At 37.4% G+C, this 26,997-nt stretch carries 25 protein-coding genes and 1 riboswitch; of the genes, 9 read left to right on the top strand and 16 right to left on the bottom strand.

What is annotated here, in order from left to right; translation table 11 throughout:
* Window positions 1–329 precede the first annotated feature (329 nt).
* A riboswitch (SAM riboswitch) is annotated at window positions 330–440 on the top strand.
* A gap of 70 nt (window positions 441–510) precedes the next feature.
* Window positions 511–1,614, top strand: a complete 1,104-nt coding sequence (locus BV906_RS08840) for a methionine biosynthesis PLP-dependent protein (RefSeq protein WP_087973143.1) — start codon at window positions 511–513, stop codon at window positions 1,612–1,614.
* Between the two features lie 13 nt (window positions 1,615–1,627).
* Window positions 1,628–2,812, top strand: a complete 1,185-nt coding sequence (metC, locus tag BV906_RS08845; RefSeq protein WP_087973144.1) for a cystathionine beta-lyase — start codon at window positions 1,628–1,630, stop codon at window positions 2,810–2,812.
* Window positions 2,813–2,951: 139 nt separating this feature from the next.
* Here the strand turns inward: metC and spx are convergent, their stop codons facing one another.
* The 3 genes from spx to BV906_RS08860 form a co-directional block, all read right to left on the bottom strand.
* Window positions 2,952–3,362 carry a transcriptional regulator Spx gene (spx, locus tag BV906_RS08850; protein ID WP_087973146.1) on the bottom strand — a complete coding sequence of 137 codons (411 nt, stop codon included), beginning with the start codon at window positions 3,360–3,362 and terminating at the stop codon, window positions 2,952–2,954.
* Window positions 3,363–3,436: 74 nt separating this feature from the next.
* Entirely contained in the window at window positions 3,437–4,054 is a 618-nt protein-coding gene (locus tag BV906_RS08855; protein ID WP_087973147.1) for a TetR/AcrR family transcriptional regulator, read from the bottom strand.
* Window positions 4,055–4,867: 813 nt separating this feature from the next.
* On the bottom strand, window positions 4,868–5,083 hold the full coding sequence (locus BV906_RS08860) for a hypothetical protein (RefSeq protein ID WP_087973149.1): 216 nt from the start codon (window positions 5,081–5,083) through the stop codon (window positions 4,868–4,870).
* 109 nt (window positions 5,084–5,192) lie between these two features.
* Here BV906_RS08860 and BV906_RS08865 point away from each other — a divergent pair, with 109 nt between their 5' ends.
* Complete coding sequence (locus tag BV906_RS08865) at window positions 5,193–5,390, top strand: hypothetical protein (RefSeq protein WP_087973150.1); 198 nt, start codon at window positions 5,193–5,195, stop codon at window positions 5,388–5,390.
* A gap of 125 nt (window positions 5,391–5,515) precedes the next feature.
* Here BV906_RS08865 and dacB read toward each other — a convergent pair whose 3' ends face one another.
* Window positions 5,516–6,877: a D-alanyl-D-alanine carboxypeptidase/D-alanyl-D-alanine endopeptidase gene (gene dacB, locus BV906_RS08870; RefSeq protein ID WP_087973151.1), complete on the bottom strand. Its 1,362-nt coding sequence runs from the start codon at window positions 6,875–6,877 to the stop codon at window positions 5,516–5,518.
* A 197-nt stretch (window positions 6,878–7,074) separates the two neighbouring features.
* Here dacB and BV906_RS08875 point away from each other — a divergent pair, with 197 nt between their 5' ends.
* From BV906_RS08875 to BV906_RS08890, 4 genes are all read left to right on the top strand, one after another.
* Window positions 7,075–7,182 carry a YjcZ family sporulation protein gene (locus BV906_RS08875; protein WP_087973152.1) on the top strand — a complete coding sequence of 36 codons (108 nt, stop codon included), beginning with the start codon at window positions 7,075–7,077 and terminating at the stop codon, window positions 7,180–7,182.
* Between the two features lie 326 nt (window positions 7,183–7,508).
* Window positions 7,509–8,759 (top strand): DNA polymerase IV, encoded by a 1,251-nt coding sequence (locus tag BV906_RS08880; protein WP_087973153.1) that lies wholly within the window; start codon window positions 7,509–7,511, stop codon window positions 8,757–8,759.
* A 111-nt stretch (window positions 8,760–8,870) separates the two neighbouring features.
* Window positions 8,871–9,539: a peptidylprolyl isomerase gene (locus BV906_RS08885; RefSeq protein WP_087973155.1), complete on the top strand. Its 669-nt coding sequence runs from the start codon at window positions 8,871–8,873 to the stop codon at window positions 9,537–9,539.
* A 280-nt stretch (window positions 9,540–9,819) separates the two neighbouring features.
* The gene (locus BV906_RS08890) at window positions 9,820–11,511 is read left to right on the top strand and encodes a sensor domain-containing protein (protein WP_087973156.1); all 1,692 of its coding nucleotides are present in this window, start codon (window positions 9,820–9,822) and stop codon (window positions 11,509–11,511) included.
* 39 nt (window positions 11,512–11,550) lie between these two features.
* Here BV906_RS08890 and tatA read toward each other — a convergent pair whose 3' ends face one another.
* Window positions 11,551–11,778 carry a twin-arginine translocase TatA/TatE family subunit gene (gene tatA, locus BV906_RS08895; RefSeq protein WP_087973157.1) on the bottom strand — a complete coding sequence of 76 codons (228 nt, stop codon included), beginning with the start codon at window positions 11,776–11,778 and terminating at the stop codon, window positions 11,551–11,553.
* A gap of 440 nt (window positions 11,779–12,218) precedes the next feature.
* Here tatA and BV906_RS08900 point away from each other — a divergent pair, with 440 nt between their 5' ends.
* Window positions 12,219–13,607: an FAD-binding oxidoreductase gene (locus tag BV906_RS08900; protein ID WP_087973159.1), complete on the top strand. Its 1,389-nt coding sequence runs from the start codon at window positions 12,219–12,221 to the stop codon at window positions 13,605–13,607.
* Between the two features lie 155 nt (window positions 13,608–13,762).
* Here the strand turns inward: BV906_RS08900 and BV906_RS08905 are convergent, their stop codons facing one another.
* From BV906_RS08905 to BV906_RS08940, 9 genes are all read right to left on the bottom strand, one after another.
* Window positions 13,763–15,037 carry a TRAP transporter large permease gene (locus BV906_RS08905; RefSeq protein ID WP_087973160.1) on the bottom strand — a complete coding sequence of 425 codons (1,275 nt, stop codon included), beginning with the start codon at window positions 15,035–15,037 and terminating at the stop codon, window positions 13,763–13,765.
* Entirely contained in the window at window positions 15,038–15,532 is a 495-nt protein-coding gene (locus BV906_RS08910; RefSeq protein ID WP_087973162.1) for a TRAP transporter small permease, read from the bottom strand.
* Window positions 15,533–15,696: 164 nt separating this feature from the next.
* On the bottom strand, window positions 15,697–16,725 hold the full coding sequence (locus BV906_RS08915) for a TRAP transporter substrate-binding protein (RefSeq protein WP_245844017.1): 1,029 nt from the start codon (window positions 16,723–16,725) through the stop codon (window positions 15,697–15,699).
* 491 nt (window positions 16,726–17,216) lie between these two features.
* Window positions 17,217–17,414: a TRAP transporter large permease subunit gene (locus BV906_RS20250; RefSeq protein ID WP_140321977.1), complete on the bottom strand. Its 198-nt coding sequence runs from the start codon at window positions 17,412–17,414 to the stop codon at window positions 17,217–17,219.
* A 20-nt stretch (window positions 17,415–17,434) separates the two neighbouring features.
* A complete protein-coding gene (locus BV906_RS08920; RefSeq protein ID WP_087973165.1) occupies window positions 17,435–18,796 on the bottom strand; it encodes an MFS transporter in 1,362 nt (453 codons plus the stop codon).
* A 98-nt stretch (window positions 18,797–18,894) separates the two neighbouring features.
* Entirely contained in the window at window positions 18,895–20,103 is a 1,209-nt protein-coding gene (locus BV906_RS08925) for an FAD-dependent monooxygenase (protein ID WP_087973167.1), read from the bottom strand.
* A gap of 111 nt (window positions 20,104–20,214) precedes the next feature.
* The gene (locus BV906_RS08930) at window positions 20,215–21,327 is read right to left on the bottom strand and encodes a cupin domain-containing protein (protein WP_087973168.1); all 1,113 of its coding nucleotides are present in this window, start codon (window positions 21,325–21,327) and stop codon (window positions 20,215–20,217) included.
* A gap of 67 nt (window positions 21,328–21,394) precedes the next feature.
* The gene (locus tag BV906_RS08935; protein ID WP_087973169.1) at window positions 21,395–21,898 is read right to left on the bottom strand and encodes a DinB family protein; all 504 of its coding nucleotides are present in this window, start codon (window positions 21,896–21,898) and stop codon (window positions 21,395–21,397) included.
* A gap of 1 nt (window position 21,899) precedes the next feature.
* Window positions 21,900–22,847, bottom strand: coding sequence for a fumarylacetoacetate hydrolase family protein (locus tag BV906_RS08940; protein WP_087973170.1), 948 nt, complete (start codon window positions 22,845–22,847; stop codon window positions 21,900–21,902).
* Window positions 22,848–23,174: 327 nt separating this feature from the next.
* Between BV906_RS08940 and BV906_RS08945 the strand changes: the two genes are divergently transcribed.
* Window positions 23,175–23,915: an IclR family transcriptional regulator gene (locus BV906_RS08945; RefSeq protein ID WP_087973172.1), complete on the top strand. Its 741-nt coding sequence runs from the start codon at window positions 23,175–23,177 to the stop codon at window positions 23,913–23,915.
* Window positions 23,916–24,541: 626 nt separating this feature from the next.
* Here the strand turns inward: BV906_RS08945 and cysC are convergent.
* Window positions 24,542–25,144, bottom strand: coding sequence for an adenylyl-sulfate kinase (gene cysC, locus BV906_RS08950; protein WP_087973173.1), 603 nt, complete (start codon window positions 25,142–25,144; stop codon window positions 24,542–24,544).
* A 10-nt stretch (window positions 25,145–25,154) separates the two neighbouring features.
* Window positions 25,155–26,933: an SLC13 family permease gene (locus BV906_RS08955; RefSeq protein WP_087973174.1), complete on the bottom strand. Its 1,779-nt coding sequence runs from the start codon at window positions 26,931–26,933 to the stop codon at window positions 25,155–25,157.
* Between the last annotated feature and the right edge of the window lie 64 nt (window positions 26,934–26,997).

Genomic DNA, 26,997 nt, shown 5'->3' on the forward strand with positions numbered 1-26,997 from the left:
TCACCATAAGAAATATATGTTACCTGTCATTTCACTTTTAATATGGTTTTTTTATAAAACTCTTATTTCTAACCCTATTTTAACAGTTTGTTAGAAACAGAATTCGAAAATGAAATAGGCCCATATTTTGCAATAATAACTCTTTCTCCGATGGAAATTACACACTCTTTCTACTACAATCGAAATTTGAATTAGAGTGACCGAAGTGGACGTAAGATAACCACACTATTCTCAAAGTGAAGCGTGATAACATAATATTTTTCTTGCTTTTTCTACATAATTAGTGTAGAGTGACACTATTGTTAGAAAAATTACATAAATTATTTAAACTCTTATCAAGAGAGACGGAGGGACTGGCCCTTTGATGTCTCAGCAACCTCCCCGTACAGGTTAAGGTGCTAATTCCAGTAGGCAGTTTTATTCTGCTTAGAAGATAAGGAGAATGCTTCTATATTAGAGCCTTCTTCTTAATTGAAGATGGCTTTTATTTATATTTGGAGGTTTTAAAAAATGTCAACCAACAGTATTGAAACGAAGCTTGCCCAATTAGGAAATAAAAGTGATGAGAAAACCGGGGCCATCAATCCACCAATCTATCTATCAACAGCTTACCAGCATAAAGGTCTTGGACAATCAACTGGCTATGATTATACGAGAACGAAAAATCCTACCCGTACCATTTTGGAAGAAGGAATAGCCGAATTAGAGGCCGGAGATGTCGGTCTAGCCTGCAGCTCTGGCATGGCGGCAATTCAATTAGTCCTATCCCTCTTCCGGTCTGGTGACCATTTAATTGCACCAGATGATTTATACGGTGGAACATATCGTATGTTTGAACAATATGCAGCTGCTTATGATATTCAAACGAGCTATGATGTATTTGACAATGTTGAACAAACGGAACAATTAATAACTGATAATACAAAAGCAATATTTATTGAGACGCCAACAAATCCATCGATGCAGGAAATTGATATATCGACTTATGCAACGTTAGCAAAGAAACATGAACTATTATTAATAGTAGATAATACTTTCTTAACACCATACTTGCAGAAGCCACTTGATCTCGGTGCTGATATTGTCATTCACAGTGCAACAAAATATATCGGGGGTCACAATGATGTTTTAGCAGGGTTAGTTGTAGCTAAAGGTGAAGAGATTTGTGCTAAATTATCTTTGAATCATAATGCTAATGGTGCTGTTCTCTCCCCATTTGATTCCTGGTTGCTAATCCGGGGATTAAAAACATTGTCCCTCCGAATGGATAGACATGAGGAAAATGCTAGGATCATTGCTAAATATCTAAAAGAACACCCCGCTGTTACAAAAGTTCTTTATCCCAATAAAGGTGGCATGCTGTCATTCTGCCTAAGAAAAAGCAAATATGTCGATCCTTTCATATCGAAATTACAATTGATTGTTTTTGCCGAAAGCCTTGGTGGTGTCGAAAGTTTTATTACGTATCCAACCACCCAAACCCATGCAGATATGCCAGAAGATGAGCGGTTAAGACGGGGCATCAGCAACGAACTGCTGCGTTTTTCCGTGGGTATTGAGAATGTGGAAGATTTAAAAGCAGATTTACAACAAGCACTATCAATATTGGAATAGGAGGATGTTAAAAATGAGTCAACATAATAATCATTTAGAAACAAAATTAATTCATGGCGCACAAAGAGGGGAAACACAGACAGGAGCGGTTAATGTTCCTATCTATCTTTCTTCCACTTTCCACCAAAATAGTTTTGAAGAATTTGGACCCTTCGATTACAGCAGATCCGGAAATCCAACTCGCCAGGCGCTTGAGGAAAAAATCGCTGAACTGGAAGGCGGAACCCATGGATTGGCATTTGCATCTGGGATGGCTGCCATCTCGTCTGCACTATTACTCTTATCTGCTGGTGATCATGTAGTAGTGACAAAAGATGTGTATGGTGGGACTTTCCGATTTGTATCAGAAGTTTTAAAACGATTTAATATCGATCATACTTTTGTGGATTTAACGGATCTTAATGAGGTATCAAATGCAATCAAACCGAATACAAAAGTGATTTATGCGGAGACCCCTTCCAATCCTTGTATGAACATTACTGATTTACCAGGACTTTTAAAAATTGCCAAAGCAAATAACTGTCTGACTTTTGTTGATAATACATTTATGACACCACTTTATCAGAACCCACTAGATTTAGGCGCAGATATTGTTCTGCATAGTGCAACTAAGTTCCTTTCTGGACACAGTGATGTCATTGCTGGTCTAGCAGTAACAAGAAATCAAGAACTCGGCGAAAAATTAGCGTTCATCCAAAATTCCTTTGGTTCCATTCTTGGTGCACAGGATTCATATGTTTTACTTCAAGGAATTAAGACTCTCGGGGCTAGACTCAATCAATCTAGTAATTCTGCCGGACGTATTGCTGAATACTTAAATGCGCATTCCTTTATTGAAGAAGTCTATTACCCAGGTCTTCCTTCCAACCCTGGATACGAACTGCATAAAGAGCAATCCACAAGTGGCGGAGCAGTTCTTTCTTTCCGATTGCCAAATAAGGCTGCTGCCAAAGCATTCGTTGATCATGTTCGTATTCCGGTTTTTGCCGTAAGTCTTGGTGCAGTCGAGTCAATTTTATCGTATCCGGCGACAATGTCTCATGCTGCAATGCCTAAGGAAGAACGCGAATTGCGTGGAATCACAGATGGATTGCTTAGGTTCTCTGTAGGTCTTGAGAATGTTGATGATTTAATTGCAGATTTCGATCAGGCACTTGAAGCTGCTAAAAAAGAAGCTGGTGTGACTTCGGTTTCTTAAATAGTACTTAATTTAAAACGCGCCTTTGGTTTCATTACCATAGATATTTTACATGCCATGCATCTTGCACTGCTCCATATATTATCTAAACTACACATAAATGCCCCGACTTTTCTAGTCAGGGCATTTTATATTAAAACTAACTTTCCGCCAAACTTAGGTTATTCAATCGCCATTCCAACCATTGATACTTCCGAGTTTTCCTTGGGAGAAATTGACGTATATCATCTTCATGGTACCCAACCTGTAACCTTTTCTCATCGACAATAATTGGACTTCTAAGTAATCTTGGATACTTATGAATTAATTCAAGTAATTCCTGTAATGGTAGGTTATCCAAATTCATGTTCAGTTCTTTATAAACTTTGGACCTGGTAGAAATAATTTCGTCTGTACCTTCTACTGTCATACGAAGAATTTCTTGAAGTTCTTTTACAGATAATGGTTCACTTAATATTTTCCGTTCGACGTAAGGAATTTCATTCTTTACAAACCATTGTCTTGCTTTTCTTGTTGATGAACAAGCTGCTCCATATATTGTAACCGTCATATATCATTCTCCTTCATTTTATTTAATTTTAAACTCATACTTCATGCCTTTCATTTGGTAACATTTTAGTGATTTTACTCTCGTCTGTACAAACCGTGTTTTAATAGATCCATCTCTTTATTAAAGTTTTCGATAGCCTCTTCATCAGATAACTCTTTAGAGAACTTTTCTACAAAATTTCGAAAAGCTACTGTTGTCACAATTTGCATGATATGAAATATATCTTTGTCATCCCTAATATTCAGACGTTCCTTGTTCACTAATGCTGTAATTTCTTCAAGATGTTCTTTTCCATCGCCGATGTCAAATACATCTGTAAAAGCATTTTCAACTTTATGTGTAACATGTAACATGGCATTCTTTAAAAACTTTTGTTCATCCTCATCTGGCATTTGTTTAAGAAAGTCATAGTACATTTCAATGGTTGCTTCAACAATATCTCCATTATGCTTTTTTAATAAGGATATAAAATTCATCTTTCGTTCTTTTGTCTGTTCTCCTAGTAGGAAATAATAGAGATCTTCTTTGTTTTCAAAATACTGGTAAAAACTCCCTCTTGGAATTTTTGCCGATTTAATAATGTTGGCAATGGAAGCCCCCGATAATGGCACTCTTGCAAATTCCTTTCCAGCTGCTTCCATCAATGTTTTTCTTTTTTGGGCAGGAAGGTTAAAAAATGTTTGTTTCGGCAATGTTCCCCAACCTCTCGTGAAGTGACATGATGTCATGTATTTATAATAATATCATAAGCAACGTCATTCCACCTGTCAACGATTTTGATGACACTGTGTCACTTCACTATAGTTAGCCTATCATTTAAATGTGGTAGAAATATGGTAATTTTAAGAGCCAATTGTTTTTCCTATTGGCTGTTTTCTAAAACATTAGAACTGCGATTACTCATCCCACCGAAAAGAATTCTTGCTTTTTTTACTTCGCAGTTTCTATAAAGTGCGAAGTAACTGCTGGTTGATTACTATCAGTATGAGAAAGTTCGGCGACCGCTCTGAGAAATAGAAATACACTGCGCGCATCCTAGACGGCTGGTGAGCCCCTTCCTGCTGATGCATTTCAGGGTCTCACCTATTCCCGTAGGAGTCTTCGTGTATTTCCCAGAGCTGGTTTTAAGCTTGCAATCGATTAACTGCTTAGTGATTGAAATAAAAATTGTATCACAACTTCACTAGCCCGGGTGAGCGGAGGGCGGTGACTCCTGCTTAGAGCAGCACGTGTCCGAAGACCCCGCAGAGTGGTTTTCTCTTCGGAGGCTGAGGCCGTGCCCTAAGGTGCGCATCAGCCCAGAGCGATCCCGGACGGCAGCATAAGACTTGTCTTTGGATAACAGCCAGCAGTTACGTCGCACTTTATCTCAACTCTACGATGATAAAATGCAAAAATTATTACAAAATGAGCCTTCTGATTCATTAAAAGGCTTTGTCCAATAATGACAAAGCCTTTTAATGAAAAAGAGACTGATTATTGATTATTTCCAGTCAAAAATATTCTTAATAATCCTCTTGTCCTTCTTCTTTGATGGAAGCTGTTGGAGCCAGATCTTCCTCCTCTACTTTCTGAAAGCCTTTATCTAATCTTCCCGCATTTTCAATATCACCGGAAGCCTTATAACCTGCAATTTCTGTATTGGAAGTTGTCCCATAGAGACCCATCCCACCTAATTTCACACTTACCTTTTCATTCGTATGCTCTTTTTTCTTATCCATTTATTTCACCTCCTACTGGTAATATAACCAAAGGAACTCAATATATTGCTTTTAAAAAATGCATAGTAAACTGTTACATATGGTACATATTATCTAATGAGGTGATAGGATGGAAAATCATAAAAAGAATAAGAAATTACCAAAACAGGTAAGCAGGGAAAGAATTAGCACCCAACCCGGATTAACTATGGATCATCCATTAGATCCAGATAATCGATTATCTGGGGACTCTGTAGACGAACATCGAAGAATAGAATCTGCTAATACTTTTATTGCGGAGAAGGAAATTCGGGCAATCATTTCATAACTCATAACAGTGCAGAAAGAGACTTCGCTAATTTAAAGAAGTCTCTTTCAACCACGCGCATACAATAAAGAGCAAGATTCCCATTTATTATCATTAGGGTATTGTAGATAAAAACGGAAAATCCTCTAGTAACCTTCTGCAGCTATAAGCTCTATCAGTTCATCTTCAATAACTTTTCCAGTTTCTTCATCTAACAGGTTATTTACCATTATGGAAATGATCAGCTGCCTACCATTTTTCGTTTCCATGTACCCAGATAATGTGCTCACACCCTCAATTGTGCCTGTTTTTGCTTTTACGATAAGGTCTTTCATCCGTTCACGAAGTGTGCCACCGATCATTCGATCTTCATTCCCTGCAATTGGGAGTGCATGTAAATAATCCGAAAACCAAACTTTTTTCTGTACTTCATATAATAGATGCGAAATTTCATTTGCTGGTATCAAATTACTGTGCGATATTCCGGAACCATCCTTAATCATTATACTTTTCATATCCAGCCCAAATGCAGCCATTTCCTTTTCTAAGACGACAAATCCTTTTTCCCAGCTGCCCACACCATGGACTCTTTTGCCCATTTCCTTGATAAGAATTTCGCCAATCCCATTATTACTTAATTTCATGAATGGAACCATCAACTCAGAAAGTGGAACAGATTTTCGAGATAAAAGTAGCTTTGCATGCTTTGGAACCTGTTTCTGTTTGATTGTCCCGTTCCAGTTGATTCCATTTTCCTTAAGTGCTTGACTAAAAAGGTTCATTGCATATTCACTGACACCCCATACTGCCATCCATTCTTTAATAGGCTCTGCGTCCTGAGAAATCTCCCCTTTAATTGTAATGAGGTTGCCCCCGTGTTCGCGTTCTATAATCAGCTCATCCTCAACCATTTCATGGACCGTCACAGCTTCGTTTTTAATTTTTATATAATCATTGTTTGGAATAATCGTAAATCTTGGTTTTTCTCCAGCCTTAGTGGGCATAACCTCAATCACGACAGAACCTGTATCATAATCCTTATTTGGAGAAGCGGTTAGAGCAGAAACTTGTGCACCGTAATGATATTGCTCATCTGTCCATACCAAATCTTGAGAAAGCCTAGCATCATCATACCAATTATCATCCCCAATAATATTCCCTGTTATGGTATCGATTCCCTTTCTCCTAATTTTTTCAGCAAATGTCCTAAAATCATCTACTAATAATGTAGGATCTCCTTTGCCAATTAGATAAAGATCCCCCTCTAATTCGTTTCTATTTATTCTTCCATCCACTCTGATTTCTGTTTCAAATTTGTATTTTGCTCCCAGTACATTAAATGCTGCTGCAGCCGTTAATAATTTCATGTTGGAGGCAGGATGCAGACGAATATCACTGTTATGCTCAGCTAAAATCTCTCCTGAAGACATAGAACGGATACTTATGCCGATTAATCCTCCTTTTAGTTTTCCATCATTTTCTATATATTGTTTAAGTTTATGGATCATTTAAAAACCCCCAGCGCCAAATCGTTATAAATTTATTTCTATTACATTATTCGATAAAGATTAGAAATACCCCTCCATTTTCCGGATTATTTCACGCATAAATCCCTTTCATATTTTTGTATTTCTAATTTACGCGCCCTTCCTTATTTCAAACTGGTTCATATACTGTGGGTATACGAATGCTGGAGGTGAACGATATGAGCGGTTATGGTGGTGGAGATTATGCTGGTGGCTTTGCTTTGATTGTTGTTTTATTCATCTTATTAATTATTGTAGGTGCTTCTTTTGGAAAAGGATCTTATTAATATCTGTTCAGGATGTTTATTGTAATTTCACCTTTTATCTGAACTTCTTTCCTCCTCTCAATAAAACGGAATCTCTAAGGGATGCACTGGCATCCTTTTTTTGTTTTTAAAGGAAGTCGAACTGACCTATATCCTGCTGGCCATGCCGTGGTTGGCACATTTTTTTGTGGGACGAGTAAGTGCAGTCCCGGGACGTGCCAGTTTTTGTTGACCCTCCTCTTTAACCAGGCACTTGTGCTTATATCCTTAACATTAATTCCCATTGATATTTCCTACAAAGTCACCTATAATAAGAACAAACGTTCCGATTAGGTGGTGTATCATTCATGGATTATTCTGCTTACCCTCGTCATGATGTACTTTGTATCGATATGCGCTCGTTCTATGCAAGTGTGGAGGCGGTAAAGCTGGGTCTGGATCCGATGAAAACGCAGCTCGCGGTTGTCGGCGATCCAAATAGGTCAGGGAGTATCGTCCTGGCAGCCTCTCCTGAATTAAAGCGAAAACACGGCATCAGTAATGTCAGTCGTTTTTTCGAGTTACCGGATGACCCTGATATTCAGATTGTTCCTGCCCATATGGCGGATTACTTGCATGTTTCCGTGGAAATTACCAAGCTTATTAATCAATATGTGCCAAAAGAAGCTATCCATCAGTACTCCGTTGATGAGGTCTGGGTAACAGTAAATGGTTTACAGAGACTTTTTGGAAATCGCTTCGAAGTTGCAAAGCAAATCAAAAAAGATATTTTTGAAAATTTCGGTATTACCTCTTCGGTCGGTATTGGCGATAATAAGTTTCTTGCAAAAGTTGTCATGGATCTGCATGCCAAGAAGACTGGGATTGCCGAGTGTACGTATGAAGATGTCGAAGAAAAACTCTGGCCTTCCTCTATTGAAGCCATTTGGGGCATTGGCAGTAGAATGAAGAAAAACTTGAATCGTATGGGAATTGTCTCCCTCGGCCAGCTCGCCAATTATAATCTGGAATATTTAAAAAAACGATTTGGAATCATGGGTGAACAATTGTATTGGCACGCATGGGGTATTGACTTAAGCCCCGTTTTCGGCAACTTCACAAAACAAGAACAAAAAGGTTTTAGCCACGGGATTGCGCTGCTTCGCGACTATACGGAAGATGAGATTGCATACTGTATCCTCGATCTTTGTGAGGAAGTATGTCGCCGGACACGAACAGCGAATCAAACGGGAAGAACAATCCATCTTGGGATTTCCTATGCCAAAGAAAGTGGTGGCGGATTTTCCCGATCAAGGTCCATCGATATCCCCACAAATGTAACGATGGATGTCTATCATGTCTGTATGCAATTATTCAAGGAATTTTATGATGGAAAAAGTAATATGCGACATGTATATGTAACCTTGACTAATTTGGTTGATAAAGGAGAAACACAGCTTGATTTATTTGAAGACCGTACAAAGAAAAACGATATTGGCTATTGTATGGATGCCATTCGCGACAAATATGGAAGCACTGCCATACTCCGTGCTTCCAGCTATACAAAAGCAGGCGTTACAATAGACCGAAGTAAGAAGATTGGCGGACATTATGCGTAATAATATGCCGTATCAAGCGAAGGATCTCATCTGATACTTCTTTCATTGTTAATGATAATCGCTCCACATGTTATAATGGATTCATTCATTGACAATACGAGGAGGTTTAATATGAGAAAGATCAAGCAAGGAATCGTTATCTTTGCATCAATACTATTTGTTTTATTTTTGACTGCTTGTGGAAATCAATCGGAAAATGAAACCACAGATAATTCCGGTGAACAACCAAATGAAGAAACAGAATACCCGGTTCCAGAAGAAAATCCAACGGTCACGATCACAATGGAAAATGATGAAGAAATCTTAATTGAACTGTATCCAGATACTGCCCCAAATACTGTAGCAAACTTCATTTCCTTAATTGAAGATGGCTTTTATGATGGACTGATTTTTCACCGGGTAATTCCTGGATTCATGATTCAAGGCGGAGACCCGGAAGGAAATGGTACAGGCGGTCCTAATTATTCCATTCCAGGGGAATTCAGTTCAAATGGCTTTGAAAATGAACTCGTACACGAACGTGGTATTCTTTCCATGGCAAGATCAAACCATCCTGATTCAGCTGGTTCCCAATTCTTTATTATGGCAGAAGATTCCCCACATCTTGACGGAGAGTATGCTGCTTTTGGACAAGTTACAGACGGAATGGATGTAGTGGATGCCATCGTTGCCGAAGAACGCGGTAATTCAGATAAACCGCTTGAAGATCAAACAATGAAAAGCGTTAAAGTTGATACGAAAGGTCATGACTACCCAGAACCTGATGAAACCGATAATTAATAAAAGCTGGAGCTTCTGGAAAACATGCAGTTTTTCAGTGGCTTCCTTTCATTCAAGTCTCTAATCCATTTGGTCAGGGTGAAATAGAATGTTATATTTCTCCGTCGCAATCTTTTAGCATTTCCCCTAAAAACTTCTTCATTTCTCTCCAAAACACCTACCCATTACAGCACTCTATCTTAAAAACCGCATCAATCCCGGTTCTAATATTGCGATATTTGTCACAACTAGTATAATGAAAGTACAATATAGGTATACGTATGCGAAAGAGGTAAATCCAATGAACTATACAACGGAGTTAAACAAGGCATATCAAAAACTGAAAGATATCGAATTTGCACTGGACGCATCTTCTATTGTTGCCATGACAGATAGTAGAGGAATTATTGAATATGCAAATGATAAATTTTGTGAGGTTTCCAAATACAACCAGGAAGAGTTAGTTGGAAGCAACCAAAGCATCGTCAATTCTGGTTTCCATCCAAAAACTTTTTTTAAAGACATGTGGAAAACCATTGGAACCGGTAATGTATGGCGTGGTGAAATTAAAAACCAAGCAAAAGATGGCACGTATTATTGGGTGGATACAACCATCGTTCCGTTCCTCGACTCGGATGGAAAACCATACCAGTATATTGCGATCCGCTATAATATAACAAAACGGAAACAATACGAAGAATATATCGAAGTAATGGCATATACAGACCCACTAACCAAACTGCCAAACAGAAACCAGTTCAGTAAATGGATTGATAATTACGATAAGAAATCAAAAGAAACTGTAACCGTTTTTTTCCTCGACTTGGACCGTTTCAAATCGATCAACGACAACTTTGGACATGACACAGGAGATATCGTACTTACTGCGGTTGCTGATCGTTTAAGGGACTGCCTGCGTGAAACAGACTTCATATCCAGGCAAGGTGGAGATGAATTCATTATCATATTGAGAAATGATGATAGTGAAGAAGCGGTCGCGCAAATCGCAACTACTATTTTGAATCGACTCAGTTTACCTTATAAATTCGGTGATACTCAAACATTTACTACAGCAAGTATAGGTATAAGTAGAGCTGTCCTCCCTACTGATGATTTAGGAGTTGACTTTGTAGAAAATTTAATTAAAAATGCCGACACTGCTATGTACCATGCAAAAAAACAAGGCGGAAATAAATATTGCTTTAATACAGCACATCAAAACGTAGTACTGGAACGAAACTACGAAATCGATTTGGAAATAAAAGAAGCTCTCCATAGAGGCGAGTTTACGATTTCATACCAACCAATCATTAATCTAAAGAATAACAAAATAGTAGGTGCTGAAGCTCTGCTTCGATGGAATAATCGAAAATTAGGATCCGTCGGACCAAATGAATTTATCCCTGTTCTTGAACAAAATGGTTTAATCGTACCTGTTGGAAAGTGGATTATTGCTACCGTATGCAATCAAATGAAAGAATGGCAGGAGCAAGGGCAATTAATGCAGCGGATATGTGTGAATGTATCACCGATTCAATTCAATGACAGAAATTTTGTACATGATTTAAAAGAAATTTTAAATGAAGTAATGCTGGATGCATCCTATCTGGAAATTGAAATTACAGAAGGAACAATCCTTGATATAGAGTCCTCTTCCAAGACAGTTTACGAACTTAAGGATTTAGGTGTCAAAGTTTCCATTGACGATTTCGGTACAGGATATTCCTCATTGAGCTACTTAAAACAGTTGCCAATTGACACACTTAAAATTGATAAATCATTCATTGATGACCTTGATAGAGATGGGGAAATTATCGCCAATACCATTATCAGTATGGGGAAAAATCTGAATTTCCGGATCATAGCAGAGGGAATCGAGAGTAAAGAACAATTAAAATATCTTGTCAATCAAAGATGCCATGAAGGACAAGGGTATTATTTCAGCAAACCAATTACTAGCCAGCAAATGACAGAATTATTTAATGAATTTTAAGCAGTAAAAACACCGGAAATTGATTCCCGGTGTTTTTTATTATGCTTTATCTAGTTCTTTATCAGCATCTGTTTTTGTCTTCTCTTTACCTTTATCCGCGTCAGCAGTTTCGTCATCATCCATCAAATTATTAGCAGATGTCTTAAACTCGCGAAGCGTCTGTCCTGCTGCTTTACCAATCTCAGGTAATTTTTTAGGTCCAAAAATGATTAAGGCCAAAATTACGATAAGTATTAAACCAGGAATTCCTATATTTGCAAAACCCATAAGGTGTCACCTCCAAGCTATTATTCATTATACTCTACTTTAAATGAGATTTTAAGCGTTTTGGTTAATTTTTTTTAGCTTGTACTAGTTGACCGCTGCTGTTTTTTAGGTTATTGTCTTTTTTTCTCTGTAAGTAAATTTAGTCGTAGTTGGCATGAAGTTTGTTAGACTAGACGATTATGGTAAATAAAATGAAGTCTGGAGTTCCTAGAGACTTCATTTTATATAGTTATTATTACTTTTCGTAACAATCTGGAACGTTTTTATCAAGTCATAAAATACAGTTGGAAAAATTAAGAATGAATTATAGTTACATTATTTACCAGTACTTTTCTTGCATAATTTAAAATCCATAGACTTTAACGCAGAATTCCTATATACTACATTTGTAAATTAATAGTTTTAATAGTTTAAATTATTAAAATTAAGGAGTGATATATATGGATCAAGCTGTGTCAAATGTGCTTTCCGAATTACGCAAAATATTAAAAAGTAATCAAATTAGTACCAATGAAACAGTACTTGAGTTACATAGTAAAGACGAATCCTATCACATACCAAGTAATCCGGATGTCGTTGTTTATCCCGAAACTTCCGAACAGGTTAGTGCAATTGTTAAATTTGCTAATGATCATAAAGTTCCTATTCAGCCTTTCGGAATGGGTACAAGTTTGGAAGGTCATATCATCCCATATGATGGAGGAATAACGATTGATTTTTCACTGATGAATAAGATTATTCAAATAAAAGAAAAGGACTTTCTCGTAAAAATCGAACCTGGTGTAACACGCACACAATTGAATAAAGAGTTAAGTAAATATGGGCTCTTCTTCCCTGTCGATCCTGGTGCAGACGCTACCCTTGGTGGAATGGCAGCAACGAATGCCAGTGGCACACTTTCTGTAAAATACGGAACAATGCGGGATAATGTTCGTGATATGGAGGTCATTCTGGCAGATGGCAAAACGATACATACTGGCACATTAGCAGCGAAGTCATCTTCGGGTTATCATTTAAATGGAATCTTTGTCGGATCAGAAGGTACACTCGGATGTATTACTGAATTGACGTTAAAGATATTCGGAATTCCGGAATTTATCTCAGCAGCAAGAGCTACTTTTAAAACGGTAGATAGTGCGATTGAATCTGTTGTGGCCGTATTACAGGCCGGGATACCAATTGGAAGAATAGAAATTGTGGATGAAACTTCTGTAAAACAAGTCAATCATTTCAGTGAATCAACCTATGAAGAAGTTCCTACCTTATTCCTTGAATTTCACGGAAACGAAGCAGGTTTAAAACAGGATGTTGCATTTACAAAGCAGATTTTTAAGGACTTTAACTGCCTGGATATCCAGTTCGAAACAGATACCGCTGCTCGCAACCGGCTTTGGGATGCAAGACATAACCTGGCATATGCCTATATTCATAGTTATCCAGGCAGAAAAATGATGGTAACCGATGTATGTGTGCCAATCTCCGAATTAGCAGGTGCCATCCACCATGCAAGAGTAATAATCGATCAACTCGGACTCCCGGGAGGAATTACCGGTCATGTAGGAGATGGCAATTACCACATCATTCTTATGATCAATATGAACGATCCAGAAGAAATTCAGAAGTCCAAGGAATTGAATGAACAAATCGTAGAATATGCCCTGGCACGTGGTGGTACATGTACCGGTGAGCACGGTGTTGGTTTTGGTAAGCAGAAATATCAAGAAAAGGAACACGGCGAGGCATTGGAAGTAATGCGTAAAATTAAACAAGTACTTGATCCGAACAATATTTTTAGCCCAAATAAGTTATTAAATGTTAAGAATAGCTGAATAGAAATAGAATAAATGCAAAAACACCTTCCGGAAACAACTAATTTGGAGGTGTTTTGCATTTATAATCCTACAATTAATTCAAAAAAACTTAAGATTAATTCTCCGATTAATAAACGTATTAAACTTAGCACTAATCTAGCATATTTTAAGTACTAATTAAATAATGATGGTATCCAAAGTACTAGGTCTGGAACATACGTTATGAGAAATAGTACGGCATATGCAACTGCCAAAAACGGTAATATTGCTTTTGTTATTTGGCCAATACTAACCTTCGCAAGTGAAGAACCGATATAAAGTCCTGCACCAACTGGCGGAGTCAATAGTCCAAGGGTAAGATTAATACAAATAATAACCCCAAAGTGTACTGGATCAATACCATAGCTTGCTAATAATGGTGTGAAAATTGGTACAAGAATAACCAGAGCAGCAATCCCATCCATAAACATACCAACAATAATCAAAAATATATTAACAAGCAACAAAAATACTAATGGATTACTTGTTAACGATGTCATCCATGCTGCAATATTTTGTGGAATTTGTTCGAAAGACAGCATCCAACCAAAAATATTCGCCATTGCAATTAATAACGTAATAATTGCTGTTGTGTTAACTGTATTCACTAAAATACTTGGAATATCTTTTATATTAAGCTCCCTATAAATGAAGAAACCAGTAATAATTGCAACAATACTTGCAATTGCAGCAGATTCGGTCGGTGTGAAAATACCACTTGTAATACCAAAAATAATAATAACAGGTACAAGTAAGGCTGGAATAACTTCGATAAAGCTTTTAGCCATCTTGGAGACCTTTGCACGTTTATGGGTTGGCCATTGTTGCTTCATACCAATTAATGCGATTAGGATAATAAACGCAAGTGCAAGCAAAATCCCAGGTAAAATGCCCGCCATAAACAATGAACCAATCGATACACCTGAAGCAACACCATAAATAATGAATTGCATACTAGGCGGTATAATTGGGCCCATCATACCAGCTGAAGCAGTCGTTGCAGCACTAAAACTTCTGGAGTACCCTTCTTTCTCCATTTCGGGCACCATAATTTTACTCATCATAGCAATCTGTGCCGTTGCAGAACCAATAATCGCTGCAAGCATCATATTTGCCAAGACATTCACATAGGCAAGACCGCCTCTAAAATGTCCGATAAATGTTTGAGCAAAGGCTACTAATCTTTTCGTTAACCCGCCCGAATTCATTAACTCTCCTGCCATCATAAACAAAGGAATTGCCAACAAGCCGTAATTTTCCATACCTGAGTACAACCGTTGAGGAAGCGTTGTCATTAAACCCATATTGCCAGAAACTAATATATAAATAACCGTTGTCATACCAAGTACAAAAGCAATTGGAATTCTTAATAGTAAAAGAACAGCGAATGAAATGATAGAAATTACCATTTATGCAACCCCCTCATCTGTATTGGTAAAACTCTTAAGCAATACTTCAAGTGAGTGTATGACCATAAATGTGAAACTCACTGGAATAGATAGATAGGGAATAATCATTGGCAGCCCCATGGAACCAGATCGCTGAAGCATAATATTTGGAGAAGATATCCAAACAATAGAAAGGTATAAAACATAACTTACAAATACAAACATGATTAAATATCCGAGAACCAATATATACTTTTTAACCTTTCCTCTTAAAAAATTAGTTAAAACATCAATTGTTGGAGAAGACTTTAACTTAATACTCATACTTCCGCCAATAAAAGTAATCCAAGCGAGCGAGAACATGCCAGCTTCATCAGACCATGATAATGGTGAATCAAATACATAACGATAGAGAACACCTGCAGATAATGCAATCAAAATAATGGAACCAAGAATTATTGCTAGACCTTTTTCAATTATAAATACTAAATTACTTAGTTTATAAATTATATTCATGTTAACGCCTCTTTCTAGCTGCTAAAATTTACGCAAATTCTAAAATAAATATCATTTGGGACATGGTTTGTTTTCCATGTCCCGTGTACTAAGAAAAGGCAAGTTTGCATTAATCCTAACAGCCCTTTTAAACTGACTCTTTATAGTGAAAACTGTTAGTCGAATTACTCAGCAGATTCAATAAAAGATTTGATGATATCAGATTGACCAGAAAAGTCATCTTTCACTTCTGTGATAATTGATTCAAAGGAAGACGTATCCTCAAGTTCTTCTACTTGTACCCCTTCATCAATTAAAGTTTGCAAGTTACTTTCTTCTCTACTGATTGCCTCTTCAATTCCCCAATCAACAGCTTTTGAAAGTGCAGTTCTTACAATCTGCTGATCTTCTTCAGAAAGCTTGCTATATGATTCTTGACTCATCACAATGACAGTAGGGAATGTAGCATGGTTTGTTAATGTTAAATATTCTGCGTTTTCATAGTACTTTTCGGTAACAAGTGCATCTAAGTCAATATCCATTCCATCAATAACTCCGGTTTGTAAAGATGTATATACTTCTGACAATGGCATTGCTGTAGGTCCTGCAGGAGTAGCTTCCCAGAAACTTTGCACGGCTGGACTACCAATGATACGTACTTTCTTTCCACTTAAATCTTCTGGAGAATTGACAAATCCATCATTCATCAAAATATGACGATTTCCAGCAAATGCAAAGTCAAGTCCTACAAGTCCCTGTGTTTCTAATGAAGCTAACATATCCTTTGCTTCCTCAGAACTTCTCAGCTCTACAGCCTGTTCTAAATCATTAAACAAGAAAGGCATAAACCAACTATTTAATGATGTTTCACGAGTACTCATATATGCGTTTGTTAGAAACCCAAAATCAATAGATCCAGTCTCTAATTGTTGAACCATATCTTGCTCCATACCAAGTTGGGAAGCAGGATAGATTTCTAGATTCATTCTACCATCTGACAAAGCTTCCAATTCTTCACCAAATTTCTCAGCAGTTGCATGCCATACATGGGACTCTTGAACAACATGTGATACTTTAAATGTATAATTACCATCCCCACCTTCATCAGAGCTTGCGGCAGAATCCTCTGATTCATTTCCTCCACATGCTGCAAGAAGTATCATCCCAACAATAGCAATAAAAACTAAAAGTAGTTTTTTTCTTTTCAAATTCATCGTTTTTCCCCCTCTTATTATTTTTTTGTGTTAGAAGATGATCTCTAGATTACATAAGCAGTTACAAGGCATTTATAAATAGTCACTCTTGAAATAAAATGATTTCTTTCAATTATAATTTTTGGAAAAATCCTTATTAAACTTAGTAGAAAGAACCCTACTATTCTAATTTCATTGATTTAATCCATTCAACTTAAATATGAAGCGCTATCATTTTAACTAAATTATATTCCTTATTTCCACCAATGCTATAAAGTGTTCACCTATTTATAAATAGTATATAGAATTTTCACTATTGTCAATATCAAATTTTTTGAATTTATATTATTAGTGAAAGTATTTAATTAACTATTAATCTTTATATCCTCCAAACCCTACTGCAAAGAGCCATCTCTTTGCAGTAGGGTTAATGGACTAATGAGGATATATAGACTTATATTCAAAAACTAACGAAACTAGACAACTATAGACCCTTGTGGCCTCCGGATCATTCAAAGCAAAAGTTGATAAGTGGCGAGGAGTTGACGTAATGAAAGTATCCAAAGAACAAGATCTGTTACATATGTTAAAAGGAAAAACACGACATTTGTAACAGCCAGAAACGGTGATACAGCTCTTTTAAGTTTGCCAATATTAACCCCGGCAAATGAAGAGCCAATATAAAGGCCTGCACAAACTGGCGGAGTCAAAAGTCCTTATCCCATAAAAACTAATTGCTGACAGCAGGTTGAGCATTCTCAATCTTTTCCTCATGATCGACTTCTTGCTTATAATAGGCATGTTTATCACGTATTAAAAATAGCGCAATTGCAGCAATCAAACCTGGTATAGCAAAAGCAATGAAATTTAATTGAATTGGTAATGTTATAGACAACAGGTAACCACCCAATATCGGTCCTAGCATTCCACCAAGTCTCCCTACACCGGACGCCATTCCTAATGCAGTTGATCTTATATTTGGCGGGTAATATTGTGATACATAAGCTTGTACAATATTTTGTGCTCCAATTGTACAAGCACCCGCAAGTCCAACTAATGTATAGATTACAAATGAATTTCCACCAAATCCTAATAATGTTAGGCTAACTGCGCCTAATGCATACAATGGAACAAGCATCTTTCTTTCTCCGTATCTATCACAGAGTTTAGCAATAATCAATGTACCAACAATGGCACCCATTTGCAAAACAATTAAAAATGCTAAACTGGAATTAAGTGCATATCCCGCTTCCATCATCAGATTCGGAAGCCATGTATTCAATCCATAGACCATCAATAGACACATGAAAAAAGCAATCCAAAACATAATCGTACTTTGTGCACGCTTTTCCTTAAATAAACCGACAAGCGGAACATTAGACTCTTGAACTTTCAATTCTATAAGCTCGTCATCTGGTTGGAACTTTTTAGTTGGATTAATCTTAGTTAGAATACCAAATAACTCCTCTTTTCTATTACTCCTAATTAAATGGGTAGAGGATTCAGGTAAATATTTATATAAAAATGGAATTGCTAACAAAGGTAGCCCAGCGAACCAAAATACAGCTTCCCAGCCAATCGTATCAAATGTGAAAATACCTATAATTGGCGCAAGCATACCACCTACCGAATAACCACATAAGACGATAGAAACCATCATGTTTCTCATTTTTCCAGGTGAGTAATCTGTTAATAATGCGATAACATTTGGCATAATTCCACCTAAACCTAATCCAGCCAGGAAGCGATACGTGGAGAACATCGTAGGGTTACTAGCAAAGCCACATAATAGCGTAAATAAACTGAAAAGGGTAAGCGTAATTACGATAACTTTTCTTCTCCCAATCTTATCTGCAAGCATCCCAAAGAACGGTGCACCGAACACCATACCGAATAAGCCATAGCTTCCCATTGCTCCTACTTCAACTGAAGACAAGTTCCATTCTTCCATCAAAAGCGGGACAGCGCTTCCAAAAACAACAAGATCATACCCGTCAAAAAGTATAATGAAGAAGCATAATCCAAGCAACCCGATGTGGAAACGATTGAATTTGCTATTATTAATAATTTCTGAAGCATTTACTTTTGACACAAATAACAGCCCTTTCTTCGTGATGCAAATTTTCAAATGTGTTTAATTTCAAAAAACAATAAAGAGTTAGTCTCCCCTCTTTATTGTCCTTTTATTAATTATGCTTCAACTTTATTTGTTAACTTCTTATAACCATGATATTTGTCAATAAATTGGAAATCGTTCACTGTATGATTTGCTAAAACCGTATTTCGTAATAGGATGGAAGTGTCATCTACTGCATGAATAATTTCTCCCCACTGTCTTGCACTTGTTTGTACATCTGCTGTACGTGGCAATCTTTCTTCTTGAAACGCACGAAATGCTTTTTCTACATCATCATTATGTTTGTCCAACATATTTGCTAAGTATGGAGCGTCTTCTAAAGCTTGACAAGCTCCCTGTGCTAAATATTGAAGCATTGGATGTGCTGCATCACCCGTTAATGTAATACGGCCATCTGTCCAATTATCAATCGGTTTACGATCATACATTGGCCATCTCTTTTGACGTGAGATGTATGATATAGCTGTTTGAACTTTATCACAAGTCTTTGCAAATACTTCATCCATTTCTTCAGGTGTACCCCACTCATCTGTTTTCTCAATTTCCTTTTTATATTGCGAACTTTTAAATACGACAACTTGGTTGTATAACTCACCTTTTCTTACTGGGTATTGAACAACGTGCAAGTTTGGTCCAATCCACATGTAAACATCATCAAGATTTCCTATATTTGTAACTTCTTCAATAGGAATAGCTCCGCGATATGCAACATACTCAGAACATTCTGGTTGGTCATCGCTAAATAATTGGCGTGTTGTTGACCATAAGCCATCAGCACCGATAAGCGCCTTACCTGTATGCACTTCACCATTTGCAGAAGTTGCCGTCACTGTGTCGTCATCTTGTACTGTTTCCACGATCTTTTGATTTGTATAAAGGTCAACATTAGGGTGTTCTTCACAAGCTTCCAGCAAAATGCGTTGAAGATCTGAACGGTGCAATACAACATATGGTGCACCATATCTTTCTCTATATGTCTCACCAATGTCTAATGCAGCCAATTCATTACCTGTGTAAGCATCCATTAATACGAGTCGTTTTGGAAAAACAGCAATTTCACTGATTTTGTCCATAACACCTAGATGCTGCAGCACATTTGTTGCATTTGCTGCAAGTTGGATTCCTGCCCCAACTTCACCGAATTCTGGTGCTTGCTCAAGTACCTTGACACGTCTTCCTGAATTTGCAAGGCTAAGTACTGTTGCTAAACCACCAATACCACCACCAACAACGAGATATGTATTTTCATTACTGTTTGTCATTTATAATTCCTCCCATTAAGTAAATTTTATATTAGCGAGGGGTAATTTGTAATCGCTTTCTAATTTAAATTACCCCACTAATACTTTTCTTGTTATCTATCAAAATGTTGCTTATCTAAAATCTGCTTTAAATTCACCAGTCACTTTTTGGTAACCATTATTGGATTCCATTTTTTCTTCCTTTTCTAATTCGAAACGTTCCATGATTGGAATATCATTTACAGAGAATAGGTAAGAATCTTCTGCTGGGAAGTGCTCATACCAAGCCCAGTTAGGTATAACAAAGTAATCCCCTTTCTTCCAGTCAAAACGCACTCCATTAATAACGGTGTAACCAGAGCCTTTAAACGCATGGTAAATGGTTGAATGAGTATGACGAATTGCCTTTGTATGGAAATCCTTAGGCAGAAATTGCATCCGCGTTCCCATCGTTGGATTAGCAGATTTACCTGTTGTCGGATTTATATATTCAATTGCAAAACCATTAATTGAATCTGGATCAAAGTTCATTAATCCCTTAATCGCATCCTCTGTACGACTCCACTTGTAGTTTGCTAATGGTGCGACGGAAAATTTATCATCGCCTACCGGACGAACCATTCCACCGCTATAACGGAGTTCTGAGAAATTATCCGGAACATTTGGTTGTTGTAAGCCTTCTTCATATGGTTCAAAGAATGTGCCACCGATTCCATAAATGGTGGGAATATCAAGCGCATCCATCCAAATCATTGGTTTATCACCAGGATGGCCATGTCCATGCCAGAGATTTTTCGGTGTGATTAGAAAGTCACCTTCCTGCATGTAAACGCGTTCACCTTCTACAATCGTATATGCACCGTCACCATCTGTAATAAAACGGAGAGCACTTTGTGTATGACGATGTGATGGTGCTTCTTCACCTGGCAAAAGCAGTTGAACAGCAGCGTAAAGCGATTGTGTTGTTGATACCCAACCCCAAGGCTTGCGGTAAGTTAAACCTGGATTTTGGAAGTAAATTGCACGACGTTCCCCACCGCGTTCAGGTGTAAATATTTCTGCAGCTTCCATCAATTTCTTTTCAATTAATTCCGAACTCCAAAGGTATGGTATTGCTTGTGGTTTAGGAGTGTGGTTCATCACTTCTGGAATTGCTTCCCAAAGTGGTCCAAGGTTGTATTGTTGAATATCTTTCGTAAAATCTTTAACAACATTACTACTCATAAATTCATTCATTTCTGCCATTACATACATCCCCTTTTTATTTTAGTAGTAAGAGAGTTTGTAAACTCTCTTACTACTAATTATTCACTTATTTTGTTGTACCACTTAATTTACTGAGATTTCTTTCGATCTGGCCTAGATGTTTCACAGTATGCTCATCGATAAAATGTTCAATAATAAATGAAACTGGTTTATTACCAAATTTCGCAAAGTTGCGATGTGGGTTCTCTTCTGTTAACTGAGAATCACTAACTTTAGATAATCTTTCCGTTACTTGTTCTTTCAATCCCTTTATATTTGCAAGTACTTCATCTAAATTTAATTGATCAGGACTTTCTACTGCTTCCAAACGTTCTTGATGTTGCAAGCCACGTCCCCATTCAGAGCCTGGTTTTTCTAGAACACGTTCAACTTCTGTCAGCCAATATGGTGTTGCTTCCGTTAAATGCGAAAGAATTTGCAGGATGGACCATTCTTCTTCCGTAGGATTCCAGCGAATTACTTTTTCAGAAAGGTCTTCTGTTACTTTTAAAATATTATCAAAAGAAGTGTTAATTGATTGAATATAACCTTGAACTTTTGGTTCTGCCATATTAATTCTCCTCCTTCTGTAATGTAACGCGGTTTTCAAGAACGCCCACTTTGTCGACTTCAATTTTTACAACATCGCCATCTTTCAAGAATCCAGGTGGATCCATCGCAACACCAACACCACCCGGGGTACCTGTAAGAATGACATCACCTGGCTCTAATGTCATTAAATTGGATAGAAATGAAACGAGCTTTTGCACGGTAAATACGAGATTAGAAGTATTCGAACGTTGTCTTTCCTCTCCATTAACCGTTAAAACAATATCAAGGCCTGATGGATCTGTTAATTCATCTGATGTAAGAATCCATGGACCCATTGGTGCACTGCCATCTACTGATTTCCCCTGCATCCATTGAAGGGTACGTCGTTGAATATCACGATATGTAACATCATTCGTTATCGTATATCCTGCTACATAATCCAGTGCATCCTCTTCCGAAACATTTCGTGCTTGTTTTCCAACGACAAAAGTAAACTCCGCTTCATAATCCAATTGCTCCGATATAGGGTAGAATGGAATATCATCCTCCGGTCCTATAATCGTATTGGCATACTTGGCAAACACTACCGGGTTAGCAGGAAGATCACGTCCCATTTCAAGGATATGTTCGCGATAGTTGTGACCTACACAAATCATCTTTTTGGGATTTGTAACCGGTGCTTCCACTTTCACTTCCGATTTGTTATATAATAGCTGATGTTTGAAAGTACCACCGATAGAAAGCGCATAATCTACAGCAGTATTTGCAATTGCAATGCTTTCCTGTCCACCTTCTAAAAACGCTTCCATTTCAGCTGGGACATATGCTTCAGCGATTTCTTTATAACGGTATTTTCCCTCGCTCTCGAGTTTAGCCTGGTAAGCATAATTTAGATCAACAACCTTTTCCCCTTCAATTAAAGCTCCGATACGAGAATGACCTGCTGTGGTAAAAGTAATTAATTTCATTGTTTTCTCCTTTGTATGTGAAATTTTAGAACACTTTTAATGTAATGAATACTGGAAACGCATTCATTCATTTTATAAATAAAAGACATTTTCATATAAGTAAATTGAAATGCCTTTTATTCCACCAATGTTATAACGTGTTCTCTCTTTGCATAATTATATTATATATCAGAATATTAATTACTGTCAATCTTAAAATTATATAAAAAGTTTAATTATAAAATACTATTTGAATTTACTAATTTATTAATCTATACTCTGTGTAGATGTAAAAAGTGGGAACTATATATTTCCAAAACTTATTAGTTAATTTTAGAGGAGAATATTATGGAAACAAAAAAGAGTAGAGACACGATTCAATCACTACAAACGGGAATTACTATTATTGATGTACTTGTAGAGTCCAAGCATCCAATGCGATTCTCAGAAATTCAGGAAAAAACACAAATAACCAAGAGTAACTTATACAAATATATGAATACGCTTACTAAACTGGAATTGGTCATTCGTGAACAAGCGACAGGACTATATCATCTTGGTAATAAGCTGATACAATATGGGATGGCTGCGATTGGCAACCAGGATACAATCGCACTTATAACACCCTATTTACATACAATCAGCCAGCATAGTAATTGTTCTGTCCTCTTTTCTGTTGTTACACAAAATGGACCTGTGATTGCTAAAATAAAGAATGCTGATGGGATATTAAACATTGGCGCCCAAATGGGATCTGTTCTCCCGCAAAATTCATCATCCGGGAAAATATTTAATGTGTTTTCCAGCAGCGATATGCTAAATGCTATGCAGTCGGATCCTTTATTAACAGCAGAAAGTAAAGAATTTCAACAAATAGAAGTTGAAAAAATAGCATTTGCAATGGAGCCGTTAATTTCTCAAATTTCTTCTGCATCCATTCCTATTCTCTCATACACGAATGAACTCGCAGGAATAATTACTGTAGTCGGCTTTACAGATGGTATTCCTAAGTCAATCAATGATCCGCTTAGTGTTTATTTAGTAAAGATGCAGGAGGATATCTCGAATGTTTTTGGCTATATAAAGTAAAAAGTTCAAACCATATATGGTTTGAACTTCTTTTTGTGATTGACCATGAAGCTGTATTTCTAGCCTTTTACACCTTGTAATAAGTAAATTACTAAATTTAGAGAGATAATCACTTCATTTATTAAGGCGTTTTTGTATAGAATTGTTACCTGTCTCTTAGTCGAGATAAACTGCTGTGAAGTAACTGCTAGCTGACATCCAACTACATGCGCTATCGCTACCGTCCGGGATCGCTCTGGGCGGATGCGCATCCTTAGGGCACGGCCTCAGCCCCGAAGAGAAAACCACTCTTCGGGGCTTCGGACACGTGCTGTTCCCGTAGGAGTCACCGCCCTCCGCTCAACCGGACTGGCGAAGTTATATGATGCTTTTTGAGCGATTACAAGCCACTTCTTACCAGCTCTGGGAAATTCACGAAGACTAGCGGGAGGAAAGGCTCACCAGCCGCCTTAGGATGCGCGAAGTATATTTCCCAGAGCGGTCGCCGAAGTTCTTACATACTGATAGAAATCAACTAGCAGAAAACTGCGAAGTTAAAGCAACATCTCTGGGACGAGCAGTGCGGAGTCCCAGTTCTTTTCGATAGGACGAGTATCTGCAGTCCCAAAGTTTACGATATTCAACGTTTATGAAATATATCCTTTCTCTTTCAAATACTTCACAATAACCTGAACCGATTCTTCCAACGACTGATTCTCCGTATCAACGATAAGTTCTGGATTATCAGGCTCCTCATATGGTGCATCAATCCCGGTAAAACTTTTAATTTCACCTGCACGGGCTTTTTTGTATAAACCTTTAGGGTCACGATCTTCACATGCTTCCAGACTGCATTTGACGTAAATTTCTAGGAATTCATCCTTATCAAGCAACTCACGCACCTTATCTCGGTCTTCTCGATAAGGTGAAATAAATGCTGTCAGCGTTAGTAGACCAGCATCAACCATCAAATTTGCAACTTCCCCGATACGACGAATATTTTCTGTACGATCTTCCGGGCTAAAACCTAAATTTTTGTTCAAACCATGGCGTACATTATCTCCATCTAGACGATACGTATGGACTCCAATAGCATGAAGTTCTTTCTCCAATGCTACAGATAAAGTGGATTTACCCGAACCAGATAAACCTGTAAACCATAAAACCGCACTTTTATGATGATTCAGGTTTGCTCTTTCTTCTTTTGTTACTGTAGATTCGTGCCATACGATGTTTGTAGATTCACTCATTTTGCTCCTCCTAAAACCACCAGTAGTAGACAATAGTAACGGTCATTGCCATTACAATTAGACTAAGTGGTGTTCCTATTTTTATATAATCAGTAAACTTATAGCCACCTGGACCATAGACAATAAGATTTGTTTGGTATCCTATTGGTGTAATGAAACTCGCTGAGGAAGCAATTGCAATTAAAACAGCAATACCCATTGGATCGATTTGCAGACTCGCCGCCATTTCCAATCCGATTGGAATCATTAATATAGCGGCAGCACTATTTGTAATTAATTCTGTAAAAATATTTGTTATTAGATAGATTGCTAGTAGTATTGCAAATAATCCCAGTGGCTTGCCAATAGTTAATAACCCCTCAGCAATCCTCCCTGCCAAACCTGTTTTTGTCATTGCCATTCCGATACCGAAGGAACTGGCAATTAAAAGCAATACATCAAAATGAATATATCTCTTCGCTTCTTCTGCAGTGATGATTTTAGTTAAAAATACCAGTATCACAGCCAATGCCATGCCCTTTAACATGCTTAGCAGACCAAATGTGACCAGTAAAATCATACTAATAAATATAATAATCGTAAGCTTTTCTTTTACAGGATTCCGCTTTAGTGATTCTGGTGTGTCCAAGGGAGTAAGAACATAGAAATCATTGGATTGATTATACTTTTCCACAAAATCTTTACCAGCCAGCAACAATAACGAATCTCCAGGCTTTAATACAATGTCACCAACTTTGCTTGCAATTCGTTCGTTTTTACGGTGGACTGCAATTACGCCAGCATCATATCTAGACCGGAATTGTGATTGTTTGATCGACTTGGATTGCAAATTGGATTGATGGGATATAACAGCTTCCACAATCTCTGTATTGCCATTTTTCAATTCATCAATTTCAAGATCCGTTCCTGTCCTTAATGTCAACCCTTTCGTCATTTGCACATCTGTGATTGTGGATATTAACCCTGTAAAAATCAATCGGTCGTCTTTTTGTATAATGGTAGTTGATCTTACGGGTGATATCCGTTCTTTTCCGCGGATAATTTCAACTAAATAGAGACCTTTTAGTTCTCTTAAACCAGCCTTTTTCACACTTTTATTAAGATATGGAAAGAATGCTTCAACAATTAACTCTGCAATGTATTCCTTGGAATCCTCTTTCACCTGTTGCTGAAACCCTTTATGCTCAGGTAGTAATTTATGTCCAATCGTGAAAATATAGAGAAGACCTACAATGGTTATCGGTATACCAACAATAGCAAGTTCGAATAGAGAAAAACCCCGATAGCCATAATCAACCAACATACCATGGACGACTAAATTTGTTGATGTCCCTATAACTGTAATCGTTCCACCAAGAATTGTTGCATAAGAGAGCGGAATTAAAAACTTGGAAGGCGCAATCCCCCTCACTTCACACCATTTCTTCAGCATTGGTGTGACGGTTACAACGATTGGAGTATTATTCAAAAATCCGGATAGTAAAGAGATAGGGATAAAAAAGCGGACCATCGAACCGAGTAATGTATTACTCCGATCAAGCCACGATTTCAATATATTTTCAATAATGCCGGTTTTCTGTACAGCTCCTGCTACAATAAAAAGAAGAGCAACGGTGAGCATGCCTTCATTGGAAAATCCACTTAGTGCTTCCTTTGGGCTGAGTATTCCAGTGATTAGAAATATAACTAGCACCAATGAAACAATAAAAGCAGGACTGGCAATTTCAAAAAGGAGTGCGCCAAACATGGCTATCACCATGACAAGAACAAAAACTATTTCGACTGACATGGAGAAACACCCTTAATAGGTTGTTCAAAAAGACCGGTTAAAATGACATATCTGATTTCCATTG

The organism is Oceanobacillus rekensis (assembly GCF_002153375.1).
GTDB classification, from domain to species: Bacteria; Bacillota; Bacilli; order Bacillales; family Amphibacillaceae; genus Oceanobacillus; species Oceanobacillus rekensis.

What these genes read in the sequence shown, in the direction of transcription:
- BV906_RS08840 (WP_087973143.1), top strand. Translation starts at nt 511, where the DNA reads ATGTCAACCAACAGTATTGAAACGAAGCTTGCCCAATTAGGAAATAAA.
- metC (WP_087973144.1), top strand. Translation starts at nt 1,628, where the DNA reads ATGAGTCAACATAATAATCATTTAGAAACAAAATTAATTCATGGCGCA.
- spx (WP_087973146.1), bottom strand. Translation starts at nt 3,362, where the DNA reads ATGACGGTTACAATATATGGAGCAGCTTGTTCATCAACAAGAAAAGCA.
- BV906_RS08860 (WP_087973149.1), bottom strand. Translation starts at nt 5,083, where the DNA reads ATGGATAAGAAAAAAGAGCATACGAATGAAAAGGTAAGTGTGAAATTA.
- BV906_RS08865 (WP_087973150.1), top strand. Translation starts at nt 5,193, where the DNA reads ATGGAAAATCATAAAAAGAATAAGAAATTACCAAAACAGGTAAGCAGG.
- dacB (WP_087973151.1), bottom strand. Translation starts at nt 6,877, where the DNA reads ATGATCCATAAACTTAAACAATATATAGAAAATGATGGAAAACTAAAA.
- BV906_RS08875 (WP_087973152.1), top strand. Translation starts at nt 7,075, where the DNA reads ATGAGCGGTTATGGTGGTGGAGATTATGCTGGTGGCTTTGCTTTGATT.
- BV906_RS08880 (WP_087973153.1), top strand. Translation starts at nt 7,509, where the DNA reads ATGGATTATTCTGCTTACCCTCGTCATGATGTACTTTGTATCGATATG.
- BV906_RS08885 (WP_087973155.1), top strand. Translation starts at nt 8,871, where the DNA reads ATGAGAAAGATCAAGCAAGGAATCGTTATCTTTGCATCAATACTATTT.
- BV906_RS08890 (WP_087973156.1), top strand. Translation starts at nt 9,820, where the DNA reads ATGAACTATACAACGGAGTTAAACAAGGCATATCAAAAACTGAAAGAT.
- tatA (WP_087973157.1), bottom strand. Translation starts at nt 11,778, where the DNA reads ATGGGTTTTGCAAATATAGGAATTCCTGGTTTAATACTTATCGTAATT.
- BV906_RS08900 (WP_087973159.1), top strand. Translation starts at nt 12,219, where the DNA reads ATGGATCAAGCTGTGTCAAATGTGCTTTCCGAATTACGCAAAATATTA.
- BV906_RS08905 (WP_087973160.1), bottom strand. Translation starts at nt 15,037, where the DNA reads ATGGTAATTTCTATCATTTCATTCGCTGTTCTTTTACTATTAAGAATT.
- BV906_RS08910 (WP_087973162.1), bottom strand. Translation starts at nt 15,532, where the DNA reads ATGAATATAATTTATAAACTAAGTAATTTAGTATTTATAATTGAAAAA.
- BV906_RS08915 (WP_245844017.1), bottom strand. Translation starts at nt 16,725, where the DNA reads ATGAATTTGAAAAGAAAAAAACTACTTTTAGTTTTTATTGCTATTGTT.
- BV906_RS08925 (WP_087973167.1), bottom strand. Translation starts at nt 20,103, where the DNA reads ATGACAAACAGTAATGAAAATACATATCTCGTTGTTGGTGGTGGTATT.
- BV906_RS08930 (WP_087973168.1), bottom strand. Translation starts at nt 21,327, where the DNA reads ATGGCAGAAATGAATGAATTTATGAGTAGTAATGTTGTTAAAGATTTT.
- BV906_RS08935 (WP_087973169.1), bottom strand. Translation starts at nt 21,898, where the DNA reads ATGGCAGAACCAAAAGTTCAAGGTTATATTCAATCAATTAACACTTCT.
- BV906_RS08940 (WP_087973170.1), bottom strand. Translation starts at nt 22,847, where the DNA reads ATGAAATTAATTACTTTTACCACAGCAGGTCATTCTCGTATCGGAGCT.
- BV906_RS08945 (WP_087973172.1), top strand. Translation starts at nt 23,175, where the DNA reads ATGGAAACAAAAAAGAGTAGAGACACGATTCAATCACTACAAACGGGA.
- cysC (WP_087973173.1), bottom strand. Translation starts at nt 25,144, where the DNA reads ATGAGTGAATCTACAAACATCGTATGGCACGAATCTACAGTAACAAAA.
- BV906_RS08955 (WP_087973174.1), bottom strand. Translation starts at nt 26,933, where the DNA reads ATGTCAGTCGAAATAGTTTTTGTTCTTGTCATGGTGATAGCCATGTTT.